The organism is Cellvibrio fibrivorans, assembly GCF_031457055.1.
GTDB lineage: Bacteria > Pseudomonadota > Gammaproteobacteria > Pseudomonadales > Cellvibrionaceae > Cellvibrio > Cellvibrio fibrivorans.
In genome coordinates this window covers 357,125-373,575 of the sequence record NZ_JAVDVX010000006.1, presented here as the reverse complement: position 1 = coordinate 373,575, position 16,451 = coordinate 357,125, and the positions used below count along the sequence as shown (strand labels likewise).

The 16,451-nt window shown below is 45.4% G+C and carries 10 protein-coding genes; 9 read left to right on the top strand and 1 reads right to left on the bottom strand.

Annotated elements, in window-relative coordinates:
* The first annotated feature begins 150 nt into the window (after window positions 1-150).
* The 9 genes from J2X05_RS16985 to J2X05_RS16945 all read left to right on the top strand — a co-directional run bounded on the left by J2X05_RS16985 (window position 151) and on the right by J2X05_RS16945 (window position 14,245).
* The gene (locus J2X05_RS16985; protein ID WP_310074713.1) at window positions 151-2,319 is read left to right on the top strand and encodes a hypothetical protein; all 2,169 of its coding nucleotides are present in this window, start codon (window positions 151-153) and stop codon (window positions 2,317-2,319) included.
* Window positions 2,320-2,565: 246 nt separating this feature from the next.
* Window positions 2,566-7,098 (top strand): RHS repeat-associated core domain-containing protein, encoded by a 4,533-nt coding sequence (locus J2X05_RS16980; RefSeq protein WP_310074712.1) that lies wholly within the window; start codon window positions 2,566-2,568, stop codon window positions 7,096-7,098.
* A gap of 518 nt (window positions 7,099-7,616) precedes the next feature.
* On the top strand, window positions 7,617-8,021 hold the full coding sequence (locus J2X05_RS16975; RefSeq protein WP_310074710.1) for an acyl-CoA thioesterase: 405 nt from the start codon (window positions 7,617-7,619) through the stop codon (window positions 8,019-8,021).
* A 283-nt stretch (window positions 8,022-8,304) separates the two neighbouring features.
* Window positions 8,305-8,865 (top strand): cytochrome b, encoded by a 561-nt coding sequence (locus tag J2X05_RS16970; protein ID WP_310074708.1) that lies wholly within the window; start codon window positions 8,305-8,307, stop codon window positions 8,863-8,865.
* A 62-nt stretch (window positions 8,866-8,927) separates the two neighbouring features.
* Window positions 8,928-9,521: a YceI family protein gene (locus tag J2X05_RS16965; RefSeq protein ID WP_310074706.1), complete on the top strand. Its 594-nt coding sequence runs from the start codon at window positions 8,928-8,930 to the stop codon at window positions 9,519-9,521.
* Window positions 9,522-9,972: 451 nt separating this feature from the next.
* Entirely contained in the window at window positions 9,973-11,214 is a 1,242-nt protein-coding gene (locus J2X05_RS16960) for a carboxylate--amine ligase (RefSeq protein ID WP_310074705.1), read from the top strand.
* A 44-nt stretch (window positions 11,215-11,258) separates the two neighbouring features.
* Entirely contained in the window at window positions 11,259-12,077 is an 819-nt protein-coding gene (locus J2X05_RS16955; protein WP_310074703.1) for a class I SAM-dependent methyltransferase, read from the top strand.
* Entirely contained in the window at window positions 12,074-13,174 is a 1,101-nt protein-coding gene (locus J2X05_RS16950; RefSeq protein WP_310074702.1) for a PrpF domain-containing protein, read from the top strand. The genes J2X05_RS16955 and J2X05_RS16950 overlap by 4 nt, the downstream gene beginning before the upstream one ends.
* Window positions 13,175-13,219: 45 nt before the next feature.
* Window positions 13,220-14,245 (top strand): GNAT family N-acetyltransferase, encoded by a 1,026-nt coding sequence (locus J2X05_RS16945; protein WP_310074701.1) that lies wholly within the window; start codon window positions 13,220-13,222, stop codon window positions 14,243-14,245.
* A 94-nt stretch (window positions 14,246-14,339) separates the two neighbouring features.
* Here the strand turns inward: J2X05_RS16945 and J2X05_RS16940 are convergent, their stop codons facing one another.
* Window positions 14,340-16,217 carry a pectate lyase family protein gene (locus tag J2X05_RS16940; protein WP_310074699.1) on the bottom strand — a complete coding sequence of 626 codons (1,878 nt, stop codon included), beginning with the start codon at window positions 16,215-16,217 and terminating at the stop codon, window positions 14,340-14,342.
* Window positions 16,218-16,451 lie beyond the last annotated feature (234 nt).

Genomic DNA, 16,451 nt, shown 5'->3' with positions numbered 1-16,451 from the left:
GTCGTTAATGTGATGTGAATCTCATTAACGTCATAGCTTGCCGTGTTTTCAGTTTCGATTCAGTTAATCCAACACAAACTTGCCGCTTTCTGGTTTAGTCGCAGTCATTGCGCTAAGCAGGGAATTTTTATTTATCACAGGGAGAATTTTATGTTACCTCTATTACGTTTCAGTGCAGTCATAACTGCACTCACCCTCGCTGCATGTGGTGGCGGTGGTGATGACAAACCCGCAAACCGTTCCAGCGCTGCATCTAGTAGTTCAATGACTGCCAGCTCAATCGCGATAAGCTCTGCAGTAACCAGTTCGTTGACGACTAGTGCTGTACCTTCTTCGATGGCGCCATCATCAACAGCACTTTCATCGATAGCACCATCGTCAACTGCAGTGTCATCGAGCTCAGCTTCCACCGCAACGGTGTTGGTAAAAATTAATGGCACTATTAATGGTTTCACCACCGATGGCGATGCCAGTACGCTGGATGAAAACCAGGTGCAAGTCACGGTGCATCTTCTGGATAAAAATGAGCAGGTGTTGGCAAGCACCACGCCTATCGCGAGTGACTACAGCAGCAGCGATGAGTTGCGCTTCAGTGCAGACCTGAGTGGTGCTGGCGCTACCAGCATTGCAGTGAATGTCAGCGCACCGGGCTACACCTCTTTTGCGCGTAAACTCGACGCAGAAAATCAAATTAATCTGGATGCAAAACTGCAAGCAATTCCAGTGCAAACCGTAGTGGCTGGCACCGCGACTACAGCATCCGGTCTGGAGTTATCCGGTTTTAATATTCAGGTCAGCGCTGATGACGATCAGCAGAGCAATAGCCTGCTGATTAACATCCCACAATCCCTATTACCCGACGACACCAGTTCACTGGATGTTGCGGTGCGCACGTTTGATCCCAATAGCCCGGAAGATGCTGAATTTTTCCCGGGTGCCTACGCGGACTCTGATGGCAATCAATTAGCCTCGGTTGGTTTTAATTTTGCCGAAATCAAAACCAATAACAATGAAACGCTGGTGACGGCGATGCGCAAAGCGCGCCAGCAAAAAATAGCTAAAGCCGGTGGCAACCAGAAAGCTATTGCGGAAGAACCCGTTCTGATTAATTATCAAATCCCGCCGCAAAGTTGTGCGCTCCTGGAAAGTTTGGGCGATAGCGCGCCTAACCAGTCTGGTTTTCAAATCCCGGTGTATACCTACAATCCTGCCAGTGGTCTGTGGGATTTGATTGGCCAAGGCACGCTGTATAATGAAGCAGCTCAGCAGGTTCCCGCAACGCAAACGGTATTTAATTGCGCCACTGAAATATTTACCTTGGAAATTTTAGTTACCAATGAAATTTTTCAACGCGAATGGTGGAACCTTGATTATCCGCTGGCGTTTAACCAACCTACGGATTATTGCGCAAACATCCAACTAAAAAATCCTGATGGCCAGGCACTCACCGGTATCAATGGTTTTGTGATGGATAACGATGACAATTTTAATTTTGCTTCAAGTTTTTTCACTACTGATAGCAACGGAAATGCCAGCATTCGTATCGCCCAATCCAACATGGCCCCTGATTTGGAAGCTGAGGTTATTTTCTTTGATGAAAGTGAATTTGGTTATGTGACCCACAAGGTCACACTCTCAACCAATTGTGTTAATAGCCCTGTGCAGCAATTAGTTCTAACACGTCCCCAGCTGTGTGAAGTGAGCGGCAACTTTATTTATGAAAGTGGTGCACCGGTCAATCGCAATTTTGTCTACGGATTTACTGGCCAAAATTCGTCGGTATTTGGTTTTGATTTTACTACCAGCAACACGCAAGGAAATTATCGCCTAAACCTGCCGTGCGGCGGCGAATACACTATTTTGAATTTTGCTGCATTGATCGCGCAGCCTGATGAAGAACCCATGCAGGTTACACGGATAGATGGCAATCTCGATTCTGATGAGTTGAGTGATAACGGCGCTCAGGTAGTGATGAAAACCGAAGTGATTAAACACAGCCAACCGGTAGTTACCGGTATGTATGATCCGGCAACTAAGGCTCTGACCCTGATGGCTTATAGCAACTTCGATACCTTCCCTATGAGTGCACAGATCAAAGTAAAAAGTCTGGACGGTACAACCACAATACAAAATTTTAGCGGCAACTTCACGGTAGATACCAGCGGTGATGACGAGGAAATGCCGTTTTATTTCATGGGCAATTTAATTCGCACTATCGACTTACCCGCGACCGATAGCGGTTATCTACTCGACATTACCTTTGTCGATGCACTGGGTAAAACCTGGACAGCGGTACCGGGTGTAGTGGGTATTCTGTAGTTTCAGTAATAGCGTCAATATAGTTAAGTAACACTAAAACGACTGTGCCGTTGGTGCAGTCGTTTTTTTTAAAACGTTCATCCCTCTCAAAAACTCTTCGCTCTCTTTGTTTATTTAGGTGCCAAAAAATATTATCGTGGGCATTTTTTTACCTATTCGGGTTGCCAAACATAAAGCAGAACTACAAAACATAATCTCGCAAAGATAATTTGCTAGCATAGGCTCTTTCAAAAAATGGAGAAGTTTATGAAGGCTATAAAAGTGTTTTCGAAATATTTAAGTACTGTGATGTTTTTAACAGCGTCCTTGGCTGCAATTGCAGATGAAGTAGTAACTAACCCTAGTGTGAGCTACTCATTGACGGGCGGAGATAGACAAAGATTTTCTTCTATTGATGAGTTGATTAGCAATATTAATAGCGCACATGCAGCGCAGTACGCTAAATGCAGAGCCTCTCCCAACGTGGTCACAGGCGGCTATAACTGCACAAATTATACTATTACGGCACCGATACCATCATCAGCGATTCCACAAACTCAAAATGGGTTACCTGTTTATTACAGTCTTCCACGAATATCCGAAACTGCGAGCAAGCCCTCTTCTTCCTCCCCTGAAACCATAGTCCAACGCAGTACTGGCGGTCTTGGTGCAAGCCTAACTTTGAGCTGTCCAGATACTTTTGGCAGCAGAGGTGGAGGACAAGCACCAAACTATACTACTGAGTGCGTAAAGATAGAACCAGAATCCTGCCCAGCAGATGGCAACCCTATCAACATAGGCACAGGTGATAAATTTGAAGAGGAAACGGACTTTTCGACACCTGATGGCCTTCTAAAAATTCAACGTTTTTATATGAGCCAACATAGAGGCTGGAACTTCCGCCCTCGGTATAAACTGACATTTAAAGATGATCCTTCTGATTATGTAGTCATTAGTTCGCGTAAGCGCTATAGCTTAGAACCCGAATCTCCTATGAGCCTAGTTGAGTACACCCACGTAGACCCAGTTTCTATTACTTCTTCTTTGCCAGAAACTATGTATCTCTCCGATGGCCGCCATCGCTATCGTATAACTCCTACAAATGGAGTTTTAAAAGCTGATGGACTAATGGGCAAGAAAACAAGTATTGCGCTCGCTTCTGGTACTGCTCCTAACACTGAGGGCTGGATTTTCTCGGATGCGTCCGGCAACAAATCCTATTTCTCTTCGTCTGGAAACCTATTGCGTACCGAATTTACTGATGGCCGCTGGCTATCTTATTCTTATTCTGGTCAACAACTATTATCGCAAACAGATTCTTTTGGCAGAAGCTTACACTATCACTATGATGAAGAATTTCGGCTAGCATCGGTGACATTGCCCGATGGCCAGCAGATCACTTACGAATACGAGACACTGTCCTTTATCGCAAATGGCCAGCACTCCTTTTTTCAGCTTCTTAGTAAAATTACCTGGCCTAATGGGGAGAGCATTAGCTACAGCTACAACACCACTCAGAATATTACGGGCAACAATAGCTATAGAATGCTCACCGGAAAATCAGATTCTTATGGAAACAACATAGGGATTTACAAATATATGAATGGGAAGGCTGTCTCTACCGAAGGTGCACTGGGTTCCTTCAAACGCACCATGACACACAATTCAAATTACACCCAAGTCACCGACGGATTGAACTCAACGCGTACTTACTATTTCAATACAGTATTGAGCAACGGTACAAAGCTGGTTACCAGCACTAATCAACCAGCCGGTAGCGGTTGTGCCGCTGCAACACAATCAGCAACCTATTACACCGATGGTTTGAAAAAAACAGAAACCAATTTCAACGGCCACATGATGCAATTCGCCTACGACTCTGCGCGCGCATTGGAAACCGTGCGTGTTGAGGGCATCCCAAGTGGAAACTACACGAATTATCTTCCCGTTAATACTGCGTTAGCAGCTGGTATTCGCAAAATTACTACCCAGTGGCATAGCCAACATCGTAAACCGATAAAAAAATCCGAGCCTAAATTAATTACTACCTTCATTTACAATGGTGATGTAGACCCCTTTAATAATAATGCTATAGCTAACTGCACTCCTTTAGCCTTGCCATTGCTTTGTCACAAAATACAGCAAGCAACAACGGACGCTAATGGTGCTGCAGGCGACAATGCAACGCTGGACAACACACTGGCCTCACGTCACGAATTTTATACTTACAACAACAAAGGCCAACAACTCACCTTCTCGCGCACCGCAGCAGATTCACCCGAAGAAACGCGTGAATATTATGAGGCCACCGGAACAGATTGGACGCTGGGCGATTTAAAGAAAATCACCAACGCATTGGGTCATGTAACTGAATTTACTCGCTATGACCGCAATGGGCGACTCTTGGAAATGACCGATGCAAACGGTATAAAAACCGAATTCACCTACGACGCGCGTGGCCGCATCCTCACCCAGTCGATTGATAACAAAGTAACAACCTATAGCTATGATTTGAATGGAAATCGAACGGGCAGCGTCTTACCCAATGGCGTAGCGATTACCTATCACTACGATTTAGCTAAACGCCTGACTGAAATTGAAAGTTCACTCGGCGATAAAATGACGTATGAGTATGATGTAGAAAGCAATGTGCGGTTCGAACGCATAAAAAACGCTACTGGCGATATAACCTACGTAAAAGAAAATGTGTATGACGCATTATCGCGCCTGAAAAATACCTTGAACACCAGCAACCAGGGAAGCACGTATTTATATGATGCGCGTGGCAATCTTACTGGCGAGGTAGATGCTAACACCTACTCAACTGCGTTTAGTTTTGATGCATTAAATCGCCTTAAAATTATTACCAATCCGCTCAATGGAAAAACCGAACACGGTTACGATGCGCAAGGGAATTTAACCAGCGTTAAAGATCCAAAAGGCAATTCGACCATCTATAGCTACAACGCTTTCGGTGATCTCATCGGGCAAATCAGCCCTGACACAGGCACAACCACACACAGTTATGACGCTCTTGGTAATCGCACACAAAGTATCGATGCTCGCGGTATAACGGTTGATTACGGATACGATGATCTAAACCGTCTGACCTCTGTCGAATATGCTGCAATGCCAAGCGAAAATATCACTTATGTCTATGACAATACGGCGAATGACAATTACGGCATTGGAAGGCTCACTGGCATTGTTAGAGACGATATCCATCTTGATTATGTTTATAACGCCCAAGGGTTAATCTTTAAAAAATATACCCAAGTCAGCAATACTTTCTCATCAACGGAATATCATTATGATGATGCAGGCAACCTGACCAGCGTTATTTATCCCTCAGGCAGGGTAATCAATTACCATCTGGATGATTTGGCGCGCATCACCAGCATTACTACACAAGTCAATGCAACCGCTAATGAACAAATTATTATAGAGAATGCCAATTATCTGCCCTTTGGTCCGGCCAATACCTATACCTATGGCAACGGTTTAAATCACAGTCAGCTCTACGATCAAAATTATCGCCTCACAGATATACAGGTAGGCGGTTTGTTGAATCGCACTTATGGATATGATCCAGTCAATAACATCACCAGCGTTAATGATGGATTAAATAGCGCAAAGAATCAGACGATTGGTTACGACCAACTTAATCGGCTAATTAGCTCCTCAGGTGGTTATGGCAACCTTGGTTATACTTACGATTCGGTTGGCAATCGCTTAACCGAAACCCGCAATGGTGTGACTGATACCTATATCTACCCCACCAACAGCAACCGTCTGAACAAGATTGAACGCTCCAGCGGCAACCGTGACTTTACTTATGATTCCGCTGGAAATCCAATCAACCGGACAGCGGCTGATAACACTACACAAACATTTAATTTCAATAATGCCAATCGCCTTGCCGATGTGAGTGTGAACAATGCTTTAGCTGCAAGTTACAGCTACAACCCTTTGGGTCAACGCACGGTAAAAACACTGGCAAATGGCACAAAAGAAATCTATCACTACGACGAAGCGGGTCATTTAATTTCCGTGACTGATGGCACAGGCGCAACGCTGCGTGAATATATCTACTGGGGCGATCAACAAATTGCATTGGTCAATAATGGCGTTGTGTATTACATCCACAGCGATCATTTAAATACTCCACAAGTAGTAACTGATGCAAACCAGCAAGTTGTATGGATGGGTGACTACGAACCCTTCGGCAAACTCGCCGCAAATCAAACCAACTCCATCGAATTATTCAGCCGCTTTCCAGGCCAATATCTGGATACCGAGACAGGGCTGTATTACAACTACTTTCGGGATTATGATCCATCCATCGGTAGATATATTGAGAGTGATCCGATTGGGTTAGGTGGTGGGATTAATACTTATGCGTATGTCGGGGGGAATCCCTTGAGTTTCTCTGATCCTCTTGGTTTGAAATGTAAGCCACTTTTTGATAACAGTGGAAATCCGATTGGACAACAATGTGATGGCGTAAGTCCAGGTAATCCATACCCGTCTACTTATTCACCTACTGGTGATAACTCTGCATTTCCTGCAGCTAATAATGATGCATCCTTACTGCCGTGCATAAGAGCTTGCTTGCCTACTGAAGAAATAGATGTTCCCAGCTATATTGGCTACACCTGTATAGGATTTGGTGGTGCTGCAATTGCATTAACCAAGTTTGATAGATTTGGTCCAGTTGTAGAGAGATCATGCAATATTTTGGCTCCATATATTCATTGCAAAAAGAAATGCGAGGAAGAAAAAAAGTGTCTATCAAATTAAATTACCAAAGAAATTGTCCGGTCTGCGGTAGTCACTTAGATTCAAAATCCGGATGGTTTATTTTCTCCTCTCGTAATTATAAATGTGAGAAATGCGAAATTCTGTTAGAGCCTACAACCACAAGTTTATGGATTGGATATGTGGTTTCATTATTCTTTTGTTTTTTAATTGATAAGGTATTAGTGTTTTTTGATGTAAAGTATCATGTGTTTATTTCTTTAATTCTCGTCTTGCTAATGATGCCATTATGGTCGAATAGATTGGAGCGACTTAAAGTTAAGGCAATTAGCCCATAAATTTGATTCCCTTATCTAACAGAATCCGGGTTTTAGACCGCGGATTCTGTTAGTTCTGCGCTTCCAGTTGTCAATTCCGCCAGCAGTTTAACCACACCTTTCAGGTTTCACTGGCCAGTTATGAGCAGCACGCCGGTCAATTAAGTCCAGCCCACGCACAGATATAAATCCCGCGCGAATCAGGGCTATACTCTCGTTCTGCCACTCCGAGATCAATCCATTATGCAAACATTTAATGTGACACCCACTGGCACTATCGCCTTGCAAACCATCACTATGCCCGCCGATACCAATCCCTTCGGCGATATTTTTGGTGGTTGGGTGATGGCGCAGATGGATATCGCGGGGGCGATTCATGCCAATGAAGTCTCGCAAGGCAGAGTGACTACAGTGGCGGTCAGCAGTATGGTGTTTATGCGGCCGGTGCCGGTAGGTGCCATTATCAGTTGCTACACCAGCACCCTGCGTATTGGCAACACGTCAATCCGTGTGAAAGTGGAAGTCTGGATTAAAGATTTTCTCACCCATCAAATCAGCCAGGTCACCCAGGGTGAATATGTCTATGTCGCTATCGATGAGCAGGGGCGCAAGCGGCCAGTGTTGAAAAATGCACCAAACCCTGCGTAAAAAGCGGGCGTGAAATGACTGAAATACTGATCATAAGCAACGAAAAATTCGATTGGTTTTCTGTCCCTCCTTGCGCACCAGCGCAAAATGATTTTATAAGCTACTGAAAAACAATAACTTATCCAGTTAAACCTTTCTTTACTTGAACGCATCTATAATTTCGTCAGCAGCGCGCTAGACTCTAGCGGTACTGTAATTTATACGCATTACTGTTATCTTCTGTTCACATTATTTTCGCTACATTGTTTGATGCATTTCGATCAATAAGAACCAGAGGCAAGGCATGTTAAAGGATTCCCGCAACGGTTACGGTTTGCTTTCTATTGCGATCCATTGGGTCAGCGCTGTGTTGATACTTTTTTTATTCGGCCTCGGTATCTACATGGTGGATTTAAGCTATTACGATGACTGGTATCACAAAGGCCCGGAATTACATATCAGTTTGGGCTTGGTAGTGTTGCTGTTGATGTTGGTGCGCGTTGTCTGGCGCATTATTAATCCAACACCGGAAGAGCTTTCTGCCAAGCGCGCGCAAAATCTCGCCGCAAAACTCGTCAAGCTCGGCCTCTACGCATTTGTATTTATTGTGTTAGTCAGCGGTTATTTAATTACCACCGCTGAGGGCCAGCCCGCGAGTATGTTTAATCTCATTAAATTTCCTGTATTCACTGAATTAAGTTCACAAAACGTCGATCTTGCTGGTGCGATACACGAATATTTGGCGTGGGGTATTGTCCTATTGGTTGCGCTTCATGTTGCCGGTGCATTGTTGCATCACTTTGTTATTCGCGACCGCACTTTAGTGCGCATGCTGAAACCGGTAAAAAAATCTGATTTACAGTAATAAATGTTTCAACAACGGTTTTAATTTTTAGTCACACTGATTATTCCCAAAGGAGTTTATTTATGTTTAAACAAACCGCTTTAAAAAAATCGTTTCTGGCGTTAGCTGTGAGTAGTATTGGTGTAATGAGTTTGCCAGCGCTGGCTGATACCTATGTGATCGATACCAAAGGCGCACATGCCTCGATCAATTTTGCAATCAAACACTTGGGCTACAGCGTACTGACCGGCCGTTTTGATACATTCTCGGGCGAATTCACTTACGACCCTGCGAAACCCGAAGCGAGCACCGTGAATGTCTCTATCGATACTGGCAGCGTTAACTCCAATCACGCTGAACGCGACAAGCATTTGCGCAGCGCGGATTTTTTGAACGTAGAAAAATTCCCGAAAGCCACTTTCGTCAGCAAAAAAATTGTGTTGGATGATAAAGATGAATTTGACATCGTTGGTGATCTGACTCTCAACGGCGTGACCAAAAGTATCACCATCGAAGTAGAAAAAGTCGGCGAAGGTAAAGACCCATGGGGCGGCTACCGTGCTGGCTTCTCGGGTGAAACCACTATCACCCTGAAAGATTTCAACGTGAAAATGGATTTGGGCCCAGCATCGCAAACCGTACAATTGGAATTGGAAGTAGAAGGTATCAAGAAGTAATACTCCTTAGTTGCAAAAAAAGCCCGGCACTTTCGCCGGGCTTTTTCGTTTTAGAGCGTAACCGCAATTTCCTACCTCGTCCTCTCTTGAATCCTGCAGAGTTTTAAGCTGGCAACACAAAAATAAAGTGCATAACCGCATCATCTGTAAATTCCAATTAGGTATGTGCGCTATGCAGCCAAGAATGACATTTTTTCTGTACCAACAAAAATTCCCCACATACAGGTGAATATTTCCTTTAAATTTGTTGTTCAACGCGACAGAGTGTTTGCGACCTACTAAGCTATTGGATTATCTACTTGTTCACAAAATTGCCCAGTTAAAAAATAATTTACAGTTTTTAAATAGAGACGAAATTTAATTTTTTCTGCTTAGTTCATTTAGTTACAAGACAACAAAAGCCAGAAAAACTTCAAAAAGACAGTAAACATTTAAGTAAAAAGGAATTGTCATGAGCATGCCTCTGGCTATTGTGTTTAACCACATAGGTGATTCACAGGGTGGAGGGTTGCAGATAAATCTCTCAACCCTAGCAGTAGTTCGCTCACTAGGACGAAGAGGCATAAAAATAATTCTTGTTACAACTAATAAGCGCGATGGCATTATCGGCTCGCGCTATGTTGCGGGTGTGGAGTTTTGCCCTTACATCCATGAACCTGTGGAGCTTATGCATGGGTTTTTTAATGCTCTGGCGGAGCGTTATCCAGGCAATAATGTATTAATTCCCTGTGTTGATGAGTGCGCTTGGTATGTAGGTAAGTATTATCGCCAATTAGCAAAATATTTTCTGATTCCCGCACCAGATACTTATGCTATCGGCAAAATTAATAACAAACGTTTTCAGTATGAAACCGCACAGTCACTGGGAATTCCCATTCCAGAAACCTATTTCCCTCAGGATTTAACCGAAGTAGAAACCTTGGCGCACTCCATTGGCAATTATCCCTACGTGATAAAACCCAATGTGTCCTTTGAATGGAAATTACAGTCGGCAAAATCGGGCGCGCGTGGAAAAAAAGGTATCAGGGTGGATTCCGCACAGGAATTATTAAACGTTGCGCGCGCTATATTTTTACCGGGCACCGAATTTATGATTCAGGAAATTATTGGTGGGCGCGATCATAGGCTGGTGACTTTTTTAGGATTTTTTTCTGCCGACCATCAACTTGTTTCCTGGTTTATCCGCAAAAAAATTCGCCAGTGTCCGATCGATTTTGGCTACTGCACAATGACCGAATCCTGTCACAACCCCATCGTATTGGATCAATCCAGGCGCCTGTTGTCGGCGATTAACTATTACGGCGTTGCCGGCGTTGAATGGAAACTTGATCCTGCTACTGAAACTTATAAGTTAATTGAAATTAATGGCCGGCCGGTCAACACCACGGGCTGCGCCATAGCCGCCGGAGTCGATTTACCAGCGATGGCGTATTTTTACGCGATTGGGCAACCGCTACCCCCAGTGACCGATTGGCAAGATGGCGAGCGCTGGGCATGGTTGTCTATGGATTTTTGGGCCGCGCGCGAACTGGCCGGTATCGGTCAAAGCTCGCTGCTAACCTGGCTTAAAGAGGCGCTATCCATTAAGGCCGATGCGGTTTTTGCGCGCGATGATTTTTTATTGTCGCTGCGTTATTACGCTCACTTTATCGCCACGCTCATTACAGCGAAATTTAAAAAACTGATGAAATAAAAAATTACACAATTGCGGAGTAGCAATGGCTAACGGGTGGTTATATGCAATGGAAAGAGCAGGCACAAAACCGTTTTTCAGATAGCAAAGATGCGCATAAATGGTCGGCAATTTATACCGGCACACAACCTGATGTGGAAGCGCTCAGCTTTCGTGCGCGCCGCGATTTTTCAGTGGGTTATATTCAGGCGCAAACGCCAGCGGGTGCCTGTGTGCTTGATCTCGGCTGCGGCGCAGGACCTGTATTGGTTAAGTTGGATGCACAACAATATCGCCTGATTGGGATGGATTATTCCACCGATATGTTACAGCTGGCGCGCGCTAACCTCGGTGCCCGGGCGCAGCAAGTGTCATTGATTCAGGGCGAGTGCGAGCAAATTCCACTACCGAATGAATCAGTTGATATGGTGGTTTGTTTGGGTGTTATCAGTTATGCCGAGTCGATTGAAAAAGCATTGCACGAAATCAATCGCATTTTAAAACCCAATGGTAAAGCCATAGTTACCTATCGCAATTTTTACAACGATGTGTTCATGGATCCGGTAATGCTGGCAAAAACCCTTGCCGGTTCCATGTTCGGCAGCCGCCCCGCATCGCCCAAGACCATTGGCCGCTCCATTCCGCGTGCGGAAGTTATCGCCCAGATTGCCAAGACCCCCTTGCACATTATTGATGAAACCCAAATTGGATTTGGTACTTTGCGGTTCAATAAAAAAATCATTTCCGATGGAAAATTGGCCGCGCGCTGCAATCGATTAATTCACTGGTTCTTAAGTACATTGAAGTTAAAAAAACTTTATAGAGCCATGGCGGATATTCACATCATCGTACTCAAGAAAACGCCACAAGGAGAATTGGTATGACTTACTATCATCCTGTTTCATGTGCAGTTGTCCGCGGCGGAACAACGAAAGGTTTATTCATCAACACTCAGGAATTGCCCAGTGATAAAACACAGCGCGACGCTATTATCCTCACGTTGATGGGCAGCCCCGATCTGCGCCAGATTAATGGATTGGGGGGCGGCGATCCACTCACCAGTAAAGTAGCGCTGATAAAACAGAGTGATAATCCCGATGTGGACGTTGAATATTTATCGGGCGAAGTAGGTATCGATGAAGGTGTAATTAATTACTCGACCATGTGCGGTAATCTCGCTTCAGGTGTAGGTATATTTGCATTGGCTACCGGTTTGATAGCCGCCCAATACCCGCACACAAAAATTCGTATTCGCAATATGAATACGGGAAAAAAATTGGAGGCGCTGATTCCAATGTGCCCCGATTTGACGCCATTGATAAAAGATTGCAGGGAAATTGATGGCGTCCAGGGCGCGGGCAGTGAAATACAATTAACCTTTATCGAACCCGGCGGTTCAATTACTGGAGAAATTCTGCCGAGCGGTAAAACGGTGGATACACTCACGATCAACAATAAAGATTATCGCTGCTCTATTGTAGATTGCGGTACGCTCTATGCTTTTTTCCCCGCCGATCAATTTAATTTAACGGGTGACGAGCAACCGGAACTGTTGGATTTAAATGAACCCTTTAAAGATCTTATTGAGCAATTGCGCGAATCAGTAGCTGGATTAATATCGCAACATTTGGATCGCCCTATTCTCGCCAAGCAAATCAAGATAGCTATTTACGCCGACTTTACTCGCATGGTGGATGACCACAAAGAACTGACCGCGCGGGTGATCAATCGCTATAAAACCCACAAAGCTTTTCCAGTGACCGGTGCTATATGTATCAGTACCGCTTGCGTTATTCCGGGCACGCTGCTGAATACTTGCAATATCAGTAAAGGAGTTGAATATAACGTATTAATCAAACATTCCGAGGGTGTTATTTCTACTAACAGTTTAAGTGAAATTATTGATGGCAAGGTCAATATTAAATACACATCGGTAAATCGCTCCGCGCGAATCATTATGGCCGGAGTTGCTTATGCGTAGCATTGAATTTTATTTTACAAATAAGAACATTGTAGGCATCAGAAAATGAACGATTATTTCCCACAACATCACCGCCCTGGATTATTCCGCACCTCCGCTTGGTTGAGTGCCTGGCTCACGGCTTGGGGAACTCACCCGCGTCTGAAATGTCTGGGTGATATTAATACCCAGACATTGGTGTCAGGCCTATGCAGTTTCACCGATTATAAATTCCGCTTCCTGCCGTTGAGGACTCTCATTCCCGTCGGGGTTGCAACGGGGGTTGTCCCCAGCATTCGCGGAGAATATTTTTGTTTTGAAGATCCGCAACAATTAAAATCGTTGTTGGCGGAGTCACTGAGCCATTATTGGCATCAATTTTATATTCCCGATTTAATGTTTGATTCAGCCGAGTTTGAAATCATTAAGGATTTTTGTTCACAGCAACATTTTGCGCTGCTGATTAGGGATAAAACCACTTCGTATGGGGTGGATGTGCGTAATGATACTTTTACAAATTATTTGAAAAGCCTTGGCCGCAGTACTCGGCTTAAGTTATTCAACCGACGCACCAAACTAATGGAGTTGGGTGATCTGCACATTACCAATATTTGGCCCGATACCGAAAAATTTATTGGTTTAATAAATCAGTTTCACTGGGAGCGATGGAATGAGCCCTGTTTTCTTCCGCGAAATACCACATTGATTATCAATGCTTTAAACAATCTTGCGGCAGCAGGGCATGGCGTGGATTTGTCGGTGCTGTGGCTCGATGACAAACCACTGTCGGTGATGCTCGATATCAATGTGAATGGCAGGGTTTATAATTTGCAATCTGGTTATATTGAAAATTTTATGCACGGAGTTTCGCTCGGCACCTTGCATTTTGGGTTTCAAATCGAGGCTGCCTTTAATTCCCCTGCGGTAGACTATTACGATTTTATGGCGGGTAAAGGCAAACACTGTAATTACAAAGAGGCCATCGCTAATGCGCAATTGGATTTTGTCAGTGTATATATCGTAAAACCGGCACTGCTTCAATTTGCCTATCACGTCAATGATTATTTGAAGGGTTACCGACAACCCAATTAATAACCTGGGCTTTTCTTTTTTTTCGCGAGTAAGCAGCGCAGCTATTTAGCTGCGCTGCTCTATAGTTCATGCGCTCGCAGGCATGATGAATAAATTAGCGCTTGTAAGAGCACTTGTTAGGCGCTCCGCCTGGATCAGAACCGAAAGCAGCAACGGTACAGGCAATCGAGCCTGGTACAGATACGCGTTTGGTTACCCACTTACCTTTGCGACCAAAGGCAACCCAGCCATCACCTGATGACACTGTGCAAGTCTCACCCGAATCAGCGCACTTGGAGAAGCCACTTGGATAGTCGCCGGTGCCGCCCAGAACTGGCGCGCCAGTGGATGAGCTGGAACGGCTGGACGCCACTGAGCTGGATGCAGCGCTGCTGGTACCGCCAATTTTTGCAGAGGCGGCATTGGAGTTGGTGACAACACCGGAAGTGGTGTTTTTGATCCAGTAGTAATACTGCTGGCCAGATGCAGCGGTTGCATCTGTGTACATGCGCGCAGAGGATGACAATGACGCAATGCGCACACGGCCAGCCGGCTCTGCATCGATATCGCGATAAACTTCTTGTGTGCCCAGGGTCAGGTTATTTGAAGTCCAGCTCAGCACAATGCTGTTGCCAGTTGCGGTCGCGCCTAATGAAATTGAACCGGTAGCGGCAACCGAACTTGACGATCTGCTGGACGACACCACGGCAACTGAGCTTGAGGATCTGCTCGATGAGGCCACTGACGGTGCTGAACTCGATTTGGGAACCGATGAACGCGCTGAACTTGCGGCTGGAACGGACGAAGGTGCTACCGATGAGCTGGTATTGCCGCAGGCCGATGCAGTCAATTGCGCATTGTTTTTACCGACGCCCGCATAGTTAGCAAGTTTGTCTTTCACACACTGGGGTGTAACGGGCGAGTAGCTGTAGGGAATGCTAATCGGGAAAGGTGCGGTGGTAGTCCAGTTGGTCGCGTCGATGGTGCCGCCGCTGCTCCAGGTGATGTTGTAAGTCGCAAAATCGGCTGGTGATTTAACGTTGTTATTGCGCAAATCCCAGAAACCGCAGTTGCTGCTGTCGTAGCGGCAAGTCACCGGGTTTTTCGCATTTTGGAACCAGTTGCTTTCAATCAACGCATAGCCTGCCTGACGCACGTTGATACCGGAATCAGTAATGCCGTCATACAAGTTGTTGTACATGTGCGTCCAACCACCGCGTTGCAATGGCAAACGCGCGCTGACGTTGCGATAGATATTGTGGTGGAAGGTAATCTCGCGACCACCGGCGATATCGCTGCTGCTGGAACCATCCAAGCCGACTTTTTTGCTGTCGCGAATCACGTTGTAAGACACGGTTACGTTGTGCGAATCCTTCTTGATGTCGATCGCACTTTCAAACGTCAGGTCACCGTCGGGTGAGCCTTTACATTCATTGTTCACGGCAAACAGTTCGTTGTGGTCAACCCAGACGTTACTGCCGCTGTCGATGCGGATCATATCGGCATCGTTGCTGGCACCGGCGAGCGCGCCGATTTTCATATTACGCACAATCACGTTGCTGGATTTGTTCACCACAATGCCGAAATTCGCGGAGGAACCATTGGCACCGATGATGGTGACACCTTTGGTCATTTCCTTGATTTCCACATAGCGGTAAGCCTCACTCCAGCGCGGGTTAGGGCAGTTGCCTGAGGAATCGACGGTGTGGTCTTTGATCATTTGGTTGATCAGTGAATCTTCGTTGCCGGTGTAAGTGATGACCACCGGGTAACCGCCACTTTTTGCATTGGCGACAATAGTTTTGAGCTGGTCAAGGCTGGTCGCGGTGAATGCTTGCGAACCGCTGGCGCTGCCGCCGTCGGTGGTAGAAAAACCGCCAGTAGCTGCGGCAAACGCGGCGCTGCCCGTCAGCAGGGCAATCGCTGCCGTCATGCATTTAATGCTGAACCCCGCGCGCGTAGGCGACAGGCGTGTTTTAGTAGTGGTGTTCATAATGACACTTCTCGTCTTGTGAATTCGAATAGGAGGGGTTGCGGTACCGCGAGACCAAGCCGAAAAAGTTCTAATGACGCTCTTATTATTAATCCTTAAAAACCTTCACCAACAGCCCACCAAAGGGGTAGAAAAACCCGGCGAAGAACTGTTTGAGGGAGGTCAATACAACTGAGGAAATTGGCATATTTATCTGATCATGCCTATAAAAAGGATATATGTGCAAAAGTCTCA